This is a genomic window from Pseudomonas paeninsulae, assembly GCF_035621475.1.
In the GTDB taxonomy this organism is placed as follows: domain Bacteria; phylum Pseudomonadota; class Gammaproteobacteria; order Pseudomonadales; family Pseudomonadaceae; genus Aquipseudomonas; species Aquipseudomonas paeninsulae.
The window spans coordinates 3,849,693-3,864,982 of record NZ_CP141799.1; the positions used below are offsets into that span (position 1 = coordinate 3,849,693).

General features: G+C 59.8%; 17 protein-coding genes. 3 read left to right on the plus strand and 14 right to left on the minus strand.

Annotation, left to right across the window (positions count from 1 at the left end; genetic code table 11):
• Positions 1–68: 68 nt before the first annotated feature.
• The 12 genes from pdxJ to rpoE all read right to left on the minus strand — a co-directional run bounded on the left by pdxJ (position 69) and on the right by rpoE (position 10,574).
• Positions 69–812: a pyridoxine 5'-phosphate synthase gene (gene pdxJ / locus VCJ09_RS17735; RefSeq protein WP_324731420.1), complete on the minus strand. Its 744-nt coding sequence runs from the start codon at positions 810–812 to the stop codon at positions 69–71.
• Positions 805–1,503 (minus strand): DNA repair protein RecO, encoded by a 699-nt coding sequence (gene recO / locus VCJ09_RS17740; protein ID WP_324731422.1) that lies wholly within the window; start codon positions 1,501–1,503, stop codon positions 805–807. The genes pdxJ and recO overlap by 8 nt, the downstream gene beginning before the upstream one ends.
• 50 nt (positions 1,504–1,553) lie before the next feature.
• The gene (era, locus tag VCJ09_RS17745) at positions 1,554–2,456 is read right to left on the minus strand and encodes a GTPase Era (RefSeq protein ID WP_324731423.1); all 903 of its coding nucleotides are present in this window, start codon (positions 2,454–2,456) and stop codon (positions 1,554–1,556) included.
• Entirely contained in the window at positions 2,449–3,138 is a 690-nt protein-coding gene (rnc, locus tag VCJ09_RS17750) for a ribonuclease III (protein WP_324731424.1), read from the minus strand. Before rnc ends, era begins: the two co-directional genes overlap by 8 nt.
• Positions 3,135–3,512, minus strand: a complete 378-nt coding sequence (locus tag VCJ09_RS17755) for a DUF4845 domain-containing protein (RefSeq protein ID WP_324731425.1) — start codon at positions 3,510–3,512, stop codon at positions 3,135–3,137. The genes rnc and VCJ09_RS17755 overlap by 4 nt, the downstream gene beginning before the upstream one ends.
• Positions 3,513–3,610: 98 nt before the next feature.
• Positions 3,611–4,465: a signal peptidase I gene (gene lepB, locus VCJ09_RS17760; protein WP_324731426.1), complete on the minus strand. Its 855-nt coding sequence runs from the start codon at positions 4,463–4,465 to the stop codon at positions 3,611–3,613.
• A 5-nt stretch (positions 4,466–4,470) separates the two neighbouring features.
• Positions 4,471–6,270 carry a translation elongation factor 4 gene (gene lepA, locus VCJ09_RS17765; RefSeq protein ID WP_324731427.1) on the minus strand — a complete coding sequence of 600 codons (1,800 nt, stop codon included), beginning with the start codon at positions 6,268–6,270 and terminating at the stop codon, positions 4,471–4,473.
• Positions 6,271–6,490: 220 nt separating this feature from the next.
• Positions 6,491–7,918: a DegQ family serine endoprotease gene (locus VCJ09_RS17770; protein WP_324731428.1), complete on the minus strand. Its 1,428-nt coding sequence runs from the start codon at positions 7,916–7,918 to the stop codon at positions 6,491–6,493.
• 36 nt (positions 7,919–7,954) lie between these two features.
• Positions 7,955–8,410 carry a SoxR reducing system RseC family protein gene (locus VCJ09_RS17775; protein WP_324731429.1) on the minus strand — a complete coding sequence of 152 codons (456 nt, stop codon included), beginning with the start codon at positions 8,408–8,410 and terminating at the stop codon, positions 7,955–7,957.
• A complete protein-coding gene (locus VCJ09_RS17780) occupies positions 8,407–9,360 on the minus strand; it encodes a MucB/RseB C-terminal domain-containing protein (protein WP_324731431.1) in 954 nt (317 codons plus the stop codon). Before VCJ09_RS17780 ends, VCJ09_RS17775 begins: the two co-directional genes overlap by 4 nt.
• An 8-nt stretch (positions 9,361–9,368) precedes the next feature.
• A complete protein-coding gene (locus VCJ09_RS17785) occupies positions 9,369–9,962 on the minus strand; it encodes a sigma-E factor negative regulatory protein (RefSeq protein ID WP_324731432.1) in 594 nt (197 codons plus the stop codon).
• Between the two features lie 30 nt (positions 9,963–9,992).
• Positions 9,993–10,574: an RNA polymerase sigma factor RpoE gene (gene rpoE / locus VCJ09_RS17790; protein WP_079202846.1), complete on the minus strand. Its 582-nt coding sequence runs from the start codon at positions 10,572–10,574 to the stop codon at positions 9,993–9,995.
• A gap of 379 nt (positions 10,575–10,953) precedes the next feature.
• Here rpoE and nadB point away from each other — a divergent pair, with 379 nt between their 5' ends.
• Complete coding sequence (gene nadB, locus VCJ09_RS17795) at positions 10,954–12,570, plus strand: L-aspartate oxidase (RefSeq protein WP_324731433.1); 1,617 nt, start codon at positions 10,954–10,956, stop codon at positions 12,568–12,570.
• On the opposite strand, the gene VCJ09_RS17800 is transcribed toward nadB, so the two are convergent.
• Together VCJ09_RS17800 and VCJ09_RS17805 are read right to left on the minus strand one after the other, a co-directional pair.
• Entirely contained in the window at positions 12,539–12,991 is a 453-nt protein-coding gene (locus VCJ09_RS17800) for a protein YgfX (protein WP_079202848.1), read from the minus strand. The genes nadB and VCJ09_RS17800 overlap by 32 nt on opposite strands.
• Positions 12,975–13,229: an FAD assembly factor SdhE gene (locus VCJ09_RS17805; RefSeq protein ID WP_324731434.1), complete on the minus strand. Its 255-nt coding sequence runs from the start codon at positions 13,227–13,229 to the stop codon at positions 12,975–12,977. Before VCJ09_RS17805 ends, VCJ09_RS17800 begins: the two co-directional genes overlap by 17 nt.
• A 200-nt stretch (positions 13,230–13,429) precedes the next feature.
• On the opposite strand from VCJ09_RS17805, the gene ygfZ reads away from it, so the two are divergent.
• Both ygfZ and VCJ09_RS17815 read left to right on the plus strand, forming a co-directional pair.
• Positions 13,430–14,371, plus strand: a complete 942-nt coding sequence (ygfZ, locus tag VCJ09_RS17810; RefSeq protein WP_324731435.1) for a CAF17-like 4Fe-4S cluster assembly/insertion protein YgfZ — start codon at positions 13,430–13,432, stop codon at positions 14,369–14,371.
• A 41-nt stretch (positions 14,372–14,412) separates the two neighbouring features.
• Entirely contained in the window at positions 14,413–15,249 is an 837-nt protein-coding gene (locus tag VCJ09_RS17815) for an HDOD domain-containing protein (protein ID WP_079202851.1), read from the plus strand.
• Positions 15,250–15,290: the final 41 nt, after the last annotated feature.

The window sequence follows — 15,290 nt, forward strand, 5'->3', positions numbered from 1 at the left end:
ACCCTTACCAGCAGCAACGGTGTACTGCTTCGCGAGTACGCGCGAACGCGTCAGTCCACATCCATGAGCTAGCGATTGGCTGCCGCAACGATCAACTGCTTCATCTCCGCTACAGCCTGCTTGAAACCGACGAACAGGGCATGCGCGACCAGGGCATGGCCGATGTTCAGTTCGTTGATTCCGGCAATCGCCGCCACCGCCTCGACGTTGTGGTAATGCAGGCCGTGGCCGGCATTGACGATCAGGCCATGGGCCAGGCCGCAGGCAACGCCGTCGCGAATCCGCGCCAACTCCTTGGCCGTTTCGGCCGGCGTACTGGCATCGGCATAACGCCCGGTATGCAACTCGATCGCTGGGGCTCCGACGCGCTTCGAGGCGTCGATCTGCCGTGGGTCCGGGTCGATGAACAGCGAGACTTCGCAGCCGATCCTGCTCAGGCGCTCAATCGCGGCGCGAATCCGCGCTTCTTGCCCGGCTACGTCCAGGCCACCCTCTGTGGTCAGCTCCTGGCGGGTTTCCGGCACCAGGCAGACGTGCTCGGGACGAATGCTTTCGGCGAACGCGAGCATTTCTTCGGTGACGCCCATTTCGAAGTTCATGCGCGTCTGCATGACCTCCTTGAGCACACGCACGTCACGCTCCTGGATGTGCCGACGGTCTTCGCGCAGGTGCACGGTGATGCCATCTGCACCCGCCTCTTCGGCGTCCAGCGCGGCCTTGACCGGATCCGGGTAACGGGTACCCCGGGCCTGGCGCAGGGTCGCCACATGGTCGATGTTCACACCCAGCAGAATACGGTTAGCGTCAGTCACGTGGTGGCTCCTTGAGCGTCATGAAGAGTTCGCGGCTGACCAGTGGTCGACCGCCTAGATGGGGCGCCAGGGCTTGGCGCATCAGGCGCTTGGCCGCAGCCAGAGCGCCCGGAGCGGTCCAGTCGGCCTCGGCCATGGCCAGTAACTCACAGCCATGGAACACGCCTGGCTGCAACTGGCCGACTGCTTCCAGGCCAGCATCGGCCTGCAGGCGATAGAGGCCCGTCGCGACGATTGGCTGGCCAAGCCGGTCCTCATTGAGGGCGAAACCATAGCCCAGCTCGTCGAGCAAACGCCATTCAAAAGAACGCAGCAAGGGCTCCAGCGCACGGCCCTGGGCCAGCGCCAGAACGGTCATGGCGTAGTGTTCGAAAGTCGCCGGGTGTGGGTCTTGCTCCGGCAGCAGGCGGATCAGCAGTTCATTCAGATAGAGACCACTGAACAGGGCCTGGCCGTGCAACAGATTGGGGATACCGGCGGCTTCGAGACGGCTGACGTTCTTCAGCTCACCGCGCCCGCGCAACTCCACTTCCAGCGGCACGAAAGGACGCGCTAGGGTACCGGCCTTGCCCCGCGCGCCCCGCAATACCGCACGCAGGCGGCCTTGCGGGGTGAGGAAGTCCACCAGCGCACTGCTCTCGCGGTAAGCACGGCTGTGCAAAACATAGGCTGGCTGGCTGACCGGGAGCATGGCGGGTGTTTACTCGGCATGGCGGGCGCTAGGCTGCGCCCGCGCGCAGCTTAAATGTTGTCGTAACCCAGCGAACGCAAGGCGCGCTCATCGTCCGACCAACCACCTTTGACTTTGACCCAGAGGTTGAGCATGACCTTGGAGTCGAACATCACCTCCATGTCCTTGCGCGCATCCTGGCCGATGCGTTTGATCCGCTCGCCCTTGTCGCCAATGATGATTTTCTTCTGACCGTCACGCTCGACCAGAATCAGCGCATGGATATGCAGAATCCGCCCGTCGCGCTTGAACTCTTCGATTTCCACGGTGATCTGGTACGGCAGCTCGGCGCCCAGCTGGCGCATGATCTTCTCGCGCACCAGTTCGGCGGCGAAGAAACGGCTGGAGCGGTCGGTGACCTGGTCTTCCGGGAAGAAGTGCACGCCCTCGGGCAGGCGCTCACCCACCAGTTTTTCCAGGGTCTCGAGGTTATGCCCGTGCTGGGCGGAGACCGGGACTATCTCGGCGTTAGGCAACTGGGTCGCCAGCCACTCGAGATGCGGCATCAGATCGGCCTTGTCTTCGAGGCGGTCGGTCTTATTGATCGCCAGGATCACCGGCCCCTGCACGTACTGTATACGCTCCAGAACCAGCTGGTCCTCGTCGGTCCAACGGGTACGGTCGACCACGAAAATCACCACGTCGACATCTTTCAACGCCGACGAGGCATTCTTGTTCATGTACCGATTGAGGGCTTTCTCGTTGTTCTTGTGCAGGCCAGGGGTATCCACATAGATCGCCTGCACAGCGCCTTCGGTCTTGATCCCGAGCATGTTGTGCCGGGTGGTCTGCGGCTTGCGCGAGGTGATCGCCAGCTTCTGTCCGAGGATGTGGTTGAGCAGGGTCGACTTACCCACGTTGGGCCGGCCAACAATGGCGACATAGCCACAGCGTGTAACGGGTGTATCAGTCATGACCATTCTCCACACCCAGGGCAATCAAGGCGGCGGCTGCAGCGACCTGTTCGGCGATGCGACGGCTGGCACCCTGACCCAGGGTTTTGTCATTCAGTAAGGAAATCTGGCATTCGACAACGAATGTCCGGCAATGCGGATCGCCCTGGATATCCACCACGTCATAGCGCGGCAACTCGCAGGCACGCGATTGCAGAAACTCCTGCAAACGGGTTTTCGGATCCTTGTTGGTATCGACCAGAGTCAAACTTTCCAGTTCATTGGTCAGCCAGGCGACCACGCGCTCGCGCGCGGCGTCCATCCCCGCATCCAGGTAGATGGCGCCGATCAGCGCTTCGAGGGCATCGGCGAGAATCGATTCACGGCGGAAGCCGCCACTTTTCAACTCGCCCGAGCCGAGCCGCAGGTAATCACCCAGATTAAAACCGCGGGCCAGGATGGCCAGGGTCTCGCCCTTGACCAGGCGCGCGCGCAAACGCGACAACTGACCTTCGCGTGCCAGGGGGAAGCGCTGGAACAGCACCTCGCCGGCGACGAAGTTGAGGATGGCATCACCGAGGAACTCCAGGCGCTCATTGTTGAGCCCGGCAAAACTGCGGTGGGTCAGCGCCAGCACCATCAGGTCCTGATCTTTGAAGGTATAGCCGAGCTGACGCTCGAGACGAGCTAACGAAGCACTCACGGCATGCGCACGCGATATTCTTTGTCGAACCGCACCACCAGATCGAGATTCTCGATCAGTGGCTCGCGCTTTTCATACTTCAGATGCGCCCGAAACTCGTTGTTCTCGATTTTCACTTTCAAGGCTTCTTTCAGATCCAGGTCGCGAATGCTGTTGATCTCCATGCCCTTGCTAACATGGCCATAGAAAGCGCCGACCGTGCGGATATCCATGGTTTGATCCGTTTCCACCGAGGTGATGATTTTTTCCATCGACATATAGTCGAGGTAATGCGGCAGCATCTTGAATGCCGTGCTGGCGAAGAACGCCACAACCGCCAGTACCATCAACCAGCTCAGTATCGACAAGCCTTTCTGCGAACGTGCAAATGTCATGTTTGCCCCCAAGTTCGACCAATGTGAGTGCTCAGCGAGCTAAGACTATATATAGCCGGCGACGCCGTATTGAACAGCGCCGCAAAAAACGCGAAACGTCAGTGAATCAAACCGACGCGAGAGAAATTCGGCAGGTTGTGTAGCTTCGGGTCAGGCCAGCTCATCCAGATGGCGAACGCTTTGCCGACGATATTCTGATCGGGCACCATGCCCAGTAATGGTTGGGGAATGGCCGGATCGTTCCAGTAACGGCTGTCATTGGAGTTGTCGCGGTTGTCGCCCATCATGAAGTAATACCCTTGCGGCACCACCCACTCGCGCCCTGGCTCGGCCCGATAACGATTCATTTCCTTGCGAATCAGGTGCTCGGCCTCACCCAGCTGCTCCTCATAGAGGGCCACGCTACCGAGACTGCCTGGCTCTTCGCCGAGCAATTGCTGGGCTACCAGCTGATCGTTGAGGAACAGGCGCTTGTCAGTGGTGTAACGAATACGATCGCCAGCCAAACCCACCACGCGCTTGATGTAATTGATGTTCGGGTCGCTCGGGTAACGAAACACCATGACATCGCCGCGCTGCGGGTCATCCACGTCAATGACCTTGATATCCAGCACCGGCAGGCGAATGCCGTAGGCGAACTTGTTGACCAGAATGAAATCACCCACTTCCAGGGTTGGTTTCATCGAGCCGGACGGGATCTGGAACGGCTCGACCAGAAAGGAACGCAGCACCAGCACGATCGCCAGCACCGGGAAGAACGATTTACCGTACTCCACCAGCAATGGCTCTTTGTTCAGGCGTTCGACTACGGCCTCGTCAGGCTGGTTGACCTGACCCTGGTAATTACCAATAGCCGTACGGCGGCGCGGGGCCAGAAAGATCAAATCGAAGAGTGCCAGCGCACCACAAACGGCGACAGCGATTACCAGCAACAGCGGGAAATTTAGCGACATAGGATCTAACTATCCAACCTGAGCACAGCAAGGAAGGCTTCTTGTGGAATTTCCACGTTACCGACCTGCTTCATCCTTTTCTTACCGGCCTTCTGCTTTTCCAGCAATTTGCGTTTACGGCTCACGTCACCACCGTAACACTTGGCCAGCACGTTCTTTCTGAGCGCCTTTACAGTAGTTCGCGCGACAATCTGCCCGCCAATGGCGGCCTGGATTGCCACATCGAACATCTGCCGAGGAATCAGCTCTTTCATCTTCTCGGTCAACGCACGACCTTTGTAGTGCGCGTTGTCACGGTGCACGATCAACGCTAGGGCGTCGACTTTTTCAGTGTTGATCAATACGTCAAGTTTGACCAGATTAGCCGACTGATAACGATCGAAGTGGTAGTCCAGCGAAGCATAGCCACGACTGGTCGACTTCAGGCGGTCGAAGAAATCCAGGACCACTTCGTTCATCGGCAGGTCATAGGTCACTTGTACCTGGGAACCGAGAAACAGCATGTCGTGCTGTATGCCACGCTTCTCGATGCACAGGGTGATGACGTTACCCAGATGTTCCTGCGGCACCAGGATATTGGCCCGCACGATCGGCTCACGCATGTCTTCGATAGTCGACGGATCGGGCAGCTTGGACGGGTTATCGATGTAAACCGTTTCACCCGTCTTGAGCAGCAACTCGAAAATAACCGTCGGGGCAGTGGTAATCAGATCCAGGTCGTACTCGCGCTCCAGGCGCTCCTGGATGATTTCCATATGCAACATACCGAGGAAACCGCAGCGGAAACCGAAGCCCAGGGCATCGGAGCTTTCCGGGGTGTACTGCAAGGACGAGTCGTTCAGCGTGAGTTTTTGCAGGGCTTCGCGAAAATCCTCGAAGTCATCGGAGCTAACCGGGAACAGGCCGGCATAGACCTGCGGTTGTATGCGCTTGAAGCCGGGCAACATGTCGACGTCGGGGGTAGAACTCAAAGTCAGGGTATCGCCCACGGGCGCACCGAAAATGTCCTTGATACCGGCAATGATGAAGCCCACTTCACCGGCCTTGAGGTCAGCCGTGGCGCTGTGCTTGGGGTTGAATACGCCAACGCTGTCGACCAGGTGAATCTTGCCGGTGGACTTCACCAGCACCTTGTCACCTTTCTTGATCCGCCCATGACGCACGCGCACCAGGGAAACCACCCCCAGGTAGTTGTCGAACCAGGAGTCGATGATCAACGCCTGCAAGGGCGCCTCGATATCACCGGTCGGCGCGGGAATGGTGTGCACCAGACGCTCGAGCACTTCGTCGACACCCAGGCCGGTCTTGGCACTGCAGGTCACGGCATCGGTGGCGTCGATGCCGATGATTTTCTCGATTTCTTCCTTGACCCGATCCGGGTCGGCCTGCGGCAGGTCGATCTTGTTCAACACCGGCATGACTTCGAGGCCTTGCTCGATGGCGGTGTAGCAGTTGGCGACCGATTGCGCCTCGACACCCTGACCGGCATCGACCACCAGCAGCGCGCCTTCACAGGCCGCCAGGGAACGACTGACCTCATAGGTAAAGTCGACGTGACCGGGCGTGTCGATGAAGTTCAACTGGTAGGTCTTGCCGTCGCGAGCCTTGTAATACAGGGTCACGCTATGAGCCTTGATGGTAATCCCGCGCTCACGTTCAAGGTCCATGGAATCCAGGACCTGGGCTTCCATTTCACGATCGGCCAGGCCGCCACACATCTGGATAAAACGATCGGCCAGGGTGGACTTGCCATGATCGATGTGGGCGATGATGGAGAAATTGCGGATATGACTTAGGTCACTCACAGGACAACACTCGAAAAGGTCGCAGGCGGCAGCCCGCCGAAAATAGCCGTGAAGTGTACCCGATTGGCGCCGCAGCCGTCACGCCCAGGCACCAATCGGCAGACATGAACAAGGGCGATCGAAATCGCCCTTGTTCATGTCTGCCTGTCGCACCCAGCGTTGTATCAAGTCCGGGGCAGCCCATTCGCGGCGCAGAGGCAGCCGGCAATCCGTACCGAACTCACTCCGCCAACTTGAAGGTAATGAAGCTGGCGCGCCCCTGGCGCAGCACGCGCATTGAGACAGAGCGGTTTTTCGGCAGCGCCTTGGCCACCCGGGTAAAGGTTTTCGCCGAGTCGATGGCCTGATTATTCAAATGGGTGATCACATCACCCGGACGCAGGCCAATCAGAGCCGCGGGGCCGTCAAGCACTTCGGTGATCACCACACCGCCTTTCAAATCGAGGCCTTTCTGCTGTTCGACCGTCAACTCGACCACCTTGACGCCGAGTCGATTACTGCTGCGCTCCACCCCAGGCCCAGCCGCGCCGCCCAAGGTCTCGCCGTCTTCCGGCAAAGCACCAATAGTCAACTTGAGCTTCTGCCGCGCGCCGTCACGCACCACATCCAGCTCAGCCTGGCTACCTGGCTTCAGGCGCCCCACCAGATGCGGCAGATCCCCCGACATGACGATCGGCGCGTCATTTATGCTGAGAATTACATCACCAACCTGCAAGCCGCCCTTGGCTGCAGGACCACCTTCCAGCACCTGGGCAACCAGCGCACCTGCCGGTTTATCCAGGCCGAATGACTCGGCCAGGTCCTTGTTCACTTCCTGAATCACCACGCCCAACCAGCCGCGACTGACCTTGCCATCGACCTTCAGCTGCTCGACCACTTCCAGGGCAACGCTCATTGGAATGGCGAAGGACAAGCCCATGAAGCCCCCGGAACGGGTGAATATCTGCGAATTGATACCCACCACTTCACCCGCCAGGTTGAACAGCGGGCCACCAGAGTTACCCGGATTGATCGCCACATCGGTCTGGATGAACGGCACATAGCTTTCATTCGGCAGACTGCGGCCCTTGGCGCTGACGATACCGGCGGTCACCGAATGATCGAAGCCGAAGGGCGAGCCGATGGCCAGCACCCATTCGCCGACTTTCAGATCCTCGGACTTGCCCAGCCTGACCGTCGGCAGATTCTCGCCCTCGATCTTGAGCAGGGCCACATCACTACGCGGATCGGCACCAATCAGCTTGGCTTCCAGCTCACTGCGATCAGGCAGGCGCACGATGATTTCATCGGCACCGGCGATCACATGATTATTGGTCAGCACATAACCATCGGCGGAGATAATGAAGCCGGAACCCAGCGATTGCGCCTCACGCTGGCGACCACCGTTTGGCGTGCGCGGAACCCGAGGGATATTGCGCTCGAAGAACTCGCGAAAGATCGGAGGCAGGCCTTCAAGATCGGGGATCGCCAATTCGCCAGCGCCGGCCACACGCTCCGGTATTTTCTGCCGAGTGCTGATATTGACTACCGCTGGCGCAGCCTCTTCGACCAACTCGGTAAAGTCCGGCAAGCTTGCCTGTGCAACCACCGCCTGCCCCAAGAGCAGTAAAGCGAGCAAGGCAGAGAAAGACGATTTCAGGCTAGGCATCGATATACAACTCCCCATCGAAAACGAGCAAAAAGCTCAAAACGCTGCAGCAGATCCGGCGAGCAAAGCACGCATGACAACCGGCTGCAATGCCGGATCATCGGCCGTGCGACTGCTGTGCCAGCGCACCGTCAACCAGGCCACGAACAAACCGACAAAGGCAGACAGGATCACCAAAGGCTCACTCAAGGTCAGCTGGTCGGCCAGCAATGCCGCGCTGAACAAGCCGATCAAAGGCAGCAGATAAACCAGTAACGAACCGCGCACCAGCAATTCCTCGCGCACGCCAATCACCACCGCATCACCCACGTTCAACTGCAGCTCACAGAGTGCTCGAACATAGCCCAGACGCCCACTGGCGCCCAACTTGTCGAGCACACCATGACCGCAACCAGCGCTCACCGAGCAGCTGGAACAGGTGCTTTTACGCAGGGTCTCGACCCAGACAGCGCCCGGCTCGACAGCCACGACTCGCCCCTGCTCCTCGATCATTGTATAGCCTGCCCCTCTATGGCGCGCATCGACAAGGCGACGCGCTCCGCCGTGCCCAGCGGAATTTCACCGACCACCGTCACCATCACATCGCCATCAGCGGTCGTCAGACGCCGCGAAACCGCTGCAGTCGGGCCAATCTGACTGCGCGCATCTTCGGCCATGACGCCATGCAAGGGCTCAACGAACACCGAAAAACGCGCCAAGCCGTCGAAATAAACCAGGCTGGCGACTTGCTCATTGGTAGTTTCGTTGCGACGTTCGGCCACCCGACTCAAGGTGAAACCTGGCGGCAGCCAGTCGGAACGCCAGGCCTCGACAACCTCAGCCGCCGCCTTGCTGGCGGTTACCGGCTGACAACCCGCTCCAGACTGCAGCTCCTGGTCAGTAGGCAACGTGGCAACATCGAGTTGGGTGAACTGAAAGCGTTCGAGCAACTGTCCCTTGTCATTCAGTAACAGGGACTTCAACGGCAGAGCGCTTTCCCGATCCAGGTGCAACTCAACGCCATAGCGGTGCTGGTCGCGCGGCGACAGTGCCAGCACCACAGCCGCACGCCCCGCCACACGCGACTTGCCGATGACCCGCAGATCATAAGACTCAAGCAGTCGCTGGCTACTCAGGTCGTGCGCCGACCACGCCTGATAGTCATCGACCTGGCCGACCAAGGCACCGCTGACGCACTGGGTGCGGCCATCGACACGCAGCACTTCCTGCTCCGCCCCATCCAACTGCAATAATCGCTCACGCACCACGCCAGCCTCATCCACCCGATGCCAAATACGGTGGGTAGAGAAGCTGCCGTTACGCTCATAAACGAATGTGCCTTGAAAGCTTTGGCTTTGGCCAGCATCAGCCATTCGCTCAAGCCAATCTTGCGTCTCGGCAGCGACAGCAGGTAATGCAAGCCAACTACCGAACAACAAAGAGATGACGGGAATAAAGCGCATGCGCCTCCTTAGCGGCTTTCCAGACTTGCAGCGCGAGCATAAGGCAGCGCGCTTTCATTGGCATTCATGGCCGCTTGCTGAGCATGCTGGCGCAAATAATCCGACAGACGCTTGTCATGCCAGCCGGGCGCGCCCTCACTGGCAGGTTCAGCCACACCTTGTTGCTCTCCCGCAGTACTGAAACCCGCCAGCATGGCTGGGCCCTGCGCTTGAGGAGCGCTCATGGCCGGCTGAGCAGCCTGCTGCGCCAATTGTGTACTGGCAACTTCATCCTGATTATACAAGCGCACACCAGCCAGGACGGCAACCGTAACAGAAGCGGCTACGGCGAAACGACCAACTGAACGCCACGGGCCGCGAACGACGGTCTTGCTCTGCACCGGCAAGGCTTCGTCGGCCAGCGCCGCAGACACAGCAGCAGCAATATCCAGACGCGGCTCCAGCAGCTCTTTGTGCATCACTGCACGAGCAATCTGATACCGCGACCAAGTTGCACGCAATTCGGCATCGTCGCTCGCACTGAGCACGCGCCGCAGTTCCATTTCGTCCGCTTCGTTATCCATCACTGCGGACAGCGATTCCTGCAGGGCTTCACGACTCATGGCGTTCCTCTCTTGGCTGTCGCCGCTGTCTTAACTTTCCTGCAACAGAGGTTGCAAGGATTTATCTACGGCCTCACGAGCCCGAAAAATTCGCGATCGCACAGTACCGACCGGACACTGCATGACGCTCGCAATGTCCTCGTAACTCAGACCATCAAATTCGCGCAAGGTTAGGGCGGTGCGCAAATCTTCTGGTAATTGCTGGATGGCCCGATGCACGGTGGCTTCGATTTCATCCCGCAGCAACGCTCGCTCTGGCGACTCGATATCCTTGAGGGCGTGATCGCCATCATAGAACTCCGCATCCTCAGCACTGACATCGCTCTCTGGCGGCCGCCGACCGCGCGACACCAGATGATTCTTCGCCGTATTGATGGCAATGCGGTACAGCCACGTATAGAACGCACTGTCACCGCGAAAATTCCCCAGCGCTCGGTAAGCCTTGATGAAAGCTTCCTGCGCCACGTCTTGCGCTTCATGGGTGTCATGCACGAAACGCACGATTAACCCAAGAATCTTGTGCTGGTATTTCAACACCAACAAATCAAATGCACGCTTGTCACCACGCTGCACGCGCTCGACCAACTGCTGATCTTCTTCCTGAGCTAGCATCAACACTCCTCATTGAGTCCGAAGGAGTGCGCCGCCAACCAATCAATCGACTTGCCAAGATAGACCCGGACGTTGCGCAAAAGTTCTCCCCTCCAAACAAGCTTCCTGCAGAACGCTTTATGTCCTGCACGGAGTGACGCAGCAACGGCCTGTAAGCCCTGCTGCGCAAATAGTCTTAGACCACTCATCTGCCGGCGATTGAAAGCTGTTGAAAGCCTTCAACGCACCCCCGTCAAATAAGCACTGTCCTCTACGGGCGACCCTTTATGGAACCTGAAAGACTAAGAAAGTTCCCCAGTGCCACAGTAGGTCATAAGCCGGCTATTGTGCCGCCCGCCCCCTCTATATACTAGGGGCCGCTTACTTGCGGAATCACGACATGAGCCAACACTACCAACACGACGTTCTGGTCATCGGCAGCGGGGCCGCCGGCCTGACCCTGGCGCTGACCCTGCCCGAGCACCTGCGTATTGCCGTGCTGAGCAAGGGCAATCTGGCCAATGGCTCGACTTACTGGGCCCAAGGTGGCGTGGCAGCAGTGCTGGACGACATGGATACCGTCGAGTCACATGTCGACGACACCCTCAATTCCGGTGCCGGCCTGTGCCGCGAAGAGGCGGTGCGCTTCACCGTGGAGCACAGCCGCGAAGCGATTCAATGGCTGATCGACCAGGGTGTGCCCTTCACCCGCGACGATCAGACTGCCCGCGAAGACGGCGGCTTCGAGTTTCACCTGACCCGCGAAGGCGGTCACAGCCATCGACGCATCATCCACGCCGCCGACGCAACCGGCGCGGCGATCTTCAAGACCCTGCTCGAGCAGGCCAAGCTGCGGTCCAACATCGAAATGCTCGAGCAGCACGTGGCGGTTGACCTGATAACCGCCCGCAAACTCGATCTGGCTGGCGAACGCTGTCTGGGCGCCTATGTGCTCAATCGTGCCAGCGGCGAGGTTGACACCTATGGCGCGCGCTTCGTCATCCTCGCCACCGGCGGCGCGGCCAAGGTATATCTGTACACCAGCAACCCGGATGGCGCCTGCGGCGACGGCATCGCCATGGCCTGGCGCGCCGGCTGCCGGGTCGGCAACCTGGAGTTCAACCAGTTCCACCCGACCTGCCTGTACCACCCGCAGGCCAAAAGCTTTCTGGTCACCGAAGCCCTGCGCGGCGAAGGTGCGCTGCTCAAACTGCCCAATGGTCAACGTTTCATGCAGCGCTTCGATGCCCGCGCCGAACTGGCCCCACGCGACATCGTGGCCCGCGCCATCGACCACGAAATGAAGCGCCTCGGCGTGGATTGCGTGTACCTGGACATCAGCCACAAGCCGGCCGATTTCATCAAAACGCACTTCCCCACCGTCTATGAACGCTGCCTCGACTTCGGCATCGACATCACCCGCGAGCCGATTCCGGTCGTGCCAGCCGCGCACTACACCTGCGGCGGCGTAGTCGTCGACCAGAGCGGACACACCGATGTACCGGGCCTGTACGCCATTGGTGAAACCAGTTTTACCGGTTTGCACGGTGCCAACCGCATGGCCAGCAACTCGCTGCTGGAGTGCTTCGTCTACGCCCGCTCGGCGGCGGCCGACATCATGCAGAAACTGGATGAGGTGAGTGCGCCGACCAACCTGCCGACCTGGGATGCCAGCCAGGTGACCGACTCGGATGAAGACGTGATCATCGCGCACAACTGGGATGAACTGCGGCGCTTCATGTGGGACTACGTCGGCATCGTGCGCACCAACAAGCGCCTGCAACGCGCCGAACATCGGGTGCGCTTGTTACTGGATGAGATCGACGAGTTCTACAGTAACTACAAGGTCAGCCGCGACCTGATCGAACTCAGAAACCTGGCGCAGGTGGCCGAACTGATGATCCGTTCGGCCATGCAGCGCAAGGAGTCTCGCGGCCTGCACTACACCCTGGACTACCCGCAGCAGTTGCCCGTGGCCAAAGACACTATTCTGCAGCCACCCATCTACGCCGACTGAATTTCAGGCGCACACGCAAGCGCCTGTGCATATCTCGCGGCATGCCATCATGCGGGATACACAGGCCGCGCACCCGGCGCTCGCCCGCCAGACTAAAGCGCAGCACCACGACCAACGGCAACGCCAGACTGTCGGGGCGCAACTGGATTGCCTGCCAGCCGCCAGCAGTACTCCACAGCTGCCAACCATCGGCCGTGCAACGCAGCCCGCCGAACGCCTGCGGCGCACTCAGCAGGATATGCCGCGGCAATACCCAGGCGGCATGCCCCAGACACAGGACGACGCCCAGCGACAGCGCCCACAGCGGCATCGCGACAAGCGACAAGCTGAGCAGCGCTAGCGCCTGAACCAACCCGTAGAGCAGCAGCAAGCGCCGCGACGGCTGCCAGCGGCACTCGAAGCTGTCACTTGGGCTGGACACGGTCCAGAATCATGCGAACCATGCGCTGCAGGTCGGCATCTTCAGACTCGGCCCGCTGCATGAACCAACCGAACATATCCTGATCTTCACACTCGAGCAGCTTGCGGTAACGCTCGCGATCTTCGGCATCGAGGGTTGGATAAACCTCCTTGACGAATGGCACCAGCAGTACATCCAGCTCCAGCATGCCGCGACGGCTGTGCCAGTAAAGGCGATTGAGTTCTGTCGAATCGACCATGGGGCGGTTCCTTGATAGAGCCTGGCAGGGATAAAGCGGCGCAGTATAACAGTCAGCCACAAGCTACAAGCCAATCCTGGACGGTTCGAACCCAGCCCTACTCAAGCTATTTCTCGGCTTTTACGCAAAGCCTGTAGCTTGAGACTTGTGGCTGCTTTTATGATGATGCCCTCACTTTCATCCAGCGATTGTTTATCCCTATGGCCGATTCCGCGTTTTTCTCCACTCTCAGCCACGAAGGCATTCTCGCCGTTCGCGGTCCTGATGCGAGCAAACTCCTCCAGGGCCAACTGACCTGCAACCTCAACTACCTGAGCGATGTCAGCTCCAGCCTCGGTGCGCGCTGCACCCCGAAAGGCCGCATGCTGTCGAGCTTCCGGATTGTCAGCGTGGCCGACGGCTTCCTGCTGGCAATGGCCAGCGAGCTGGTCGAGTCGCAACTACTCGACTTGCAGAAATACGCGGCATTCAGCAAGTCCAAGCTGATCGACGAAAGCGCTGCCTGGGTACGTTTCGGCCTGCATGACGGCGACGCCGCGCTGGCCAGCCTCGGCCTCGACCTGCCCCGCCACGCCGACAGCGTGGCGCGGGCCAACGACCTGCTGGCGCTGCGCCTGAGCGACGGCCGCGCCGAACTCTGGGCACCAGCGGCCCAGCACGACAGCCTGCACGCCCACCTGGCTGCACAGCTGGCGCACGCCCCACTGAATCAATGGCTGCTGGCCCAGGTGCGCGCCGGCATCGGCCAGGTGCTCGGCCCCACTCGCGAGCTGTTCATCCCGCAAATGCTCAATCTGCAGGCATTGGGCGCTGTCAGTTTCAAGAAGGGCTGCTACACCGGCCAGGAAATCGTCGCACGCATGCAGTACCTCGGCAAACTCAAGCGCCGCCTGTATCGCCTGGCAGTGGACGGCGAGCACCTACCCGCGCCGGCACTCGAACTGTTTACCCCCGAGCGCAACGGCAGCGTCGGTGAAGTGGTGCTGGCCGCGCAAAGCGACAGCGGCTTCGAGCTGCTCGCCGTATTGTTGGAGGACGCGGTCAGCGACGGACGCATTCACCTCGGTACGCCGCACGGCCTGCCGCTCAGACTGCTAGACCTGCCCTACACCCTGGACAGCAACCTCGAAATCCAGCGCTAACCACACTGCACCTGCAGCCGATTACCGAAGAGATCTGCCCCATGAGCAAACTTGCCGAAAAAGTCCAACAGGAACTGATCAAGGCCATCGACAACGATGATTTGGTACTGCCTACCTTGCCGGAAGTCGCATTGAAAGTCCGTGAAGCGGCAGAAAACCCGGACATCGGCATTCCGCAGATCAGCAAGGTAATCGGCAACGATGCGGCGCTGACCGCCCGCATCATCAAGGTGGTGAACAGCCCATTGCTGCGCACCACCAAGGCAATCACCGACCTGCAGATGGCCGTCAGCCGCCTGGGCATCAACTACACCTGCAACCTGGCCACCGGCTTGGCGATGGAACAGATGTTCCAGGCCACCTCGGACGTGGTCGACCGCAAAATGCGTGAAGTCTGGAACAAAAGCACGGAAATCGCCGGAATCTGTCACGTGCTGTGCAAGCACTACACCCGCTTGATGCCGGACCAGGCGACCCTGGCCGGCCTGGTGCACCAGATTGGCGTACTGCCGATCCTCACTTACGCCGAAGACCACAACGAACTGCTGTCCGATTCAATCAGCCTCAACCATGTGATCGAGCAAATTCATCCAATTATCGGGGACAAGATTCTGCGCACCTGGGACTTCCCGGAACTGATCGCCATGGTGCCGAGCCAGCACCTGGACTTCACCCGCGACAGCGCCAAGGTCGACTACGTCGACATCGTCCAGGTCGCCATCCTGCAGAGCTACCTGGGCAGCCAACATCCCTACACCCAGCTGGACTGGAGCCAAATCCCGGCATTCAGCAAGCTCGGCCTGGACCCGAACCAGAACATGAATGACGACGAAGATCTCTCCGCGGCCATGGAAGCGGCCATGGGCATGCTGCAGTAAAGCGCAAGCCTATGCGGCGGCCTGCTCGCCGCCGCATAGGC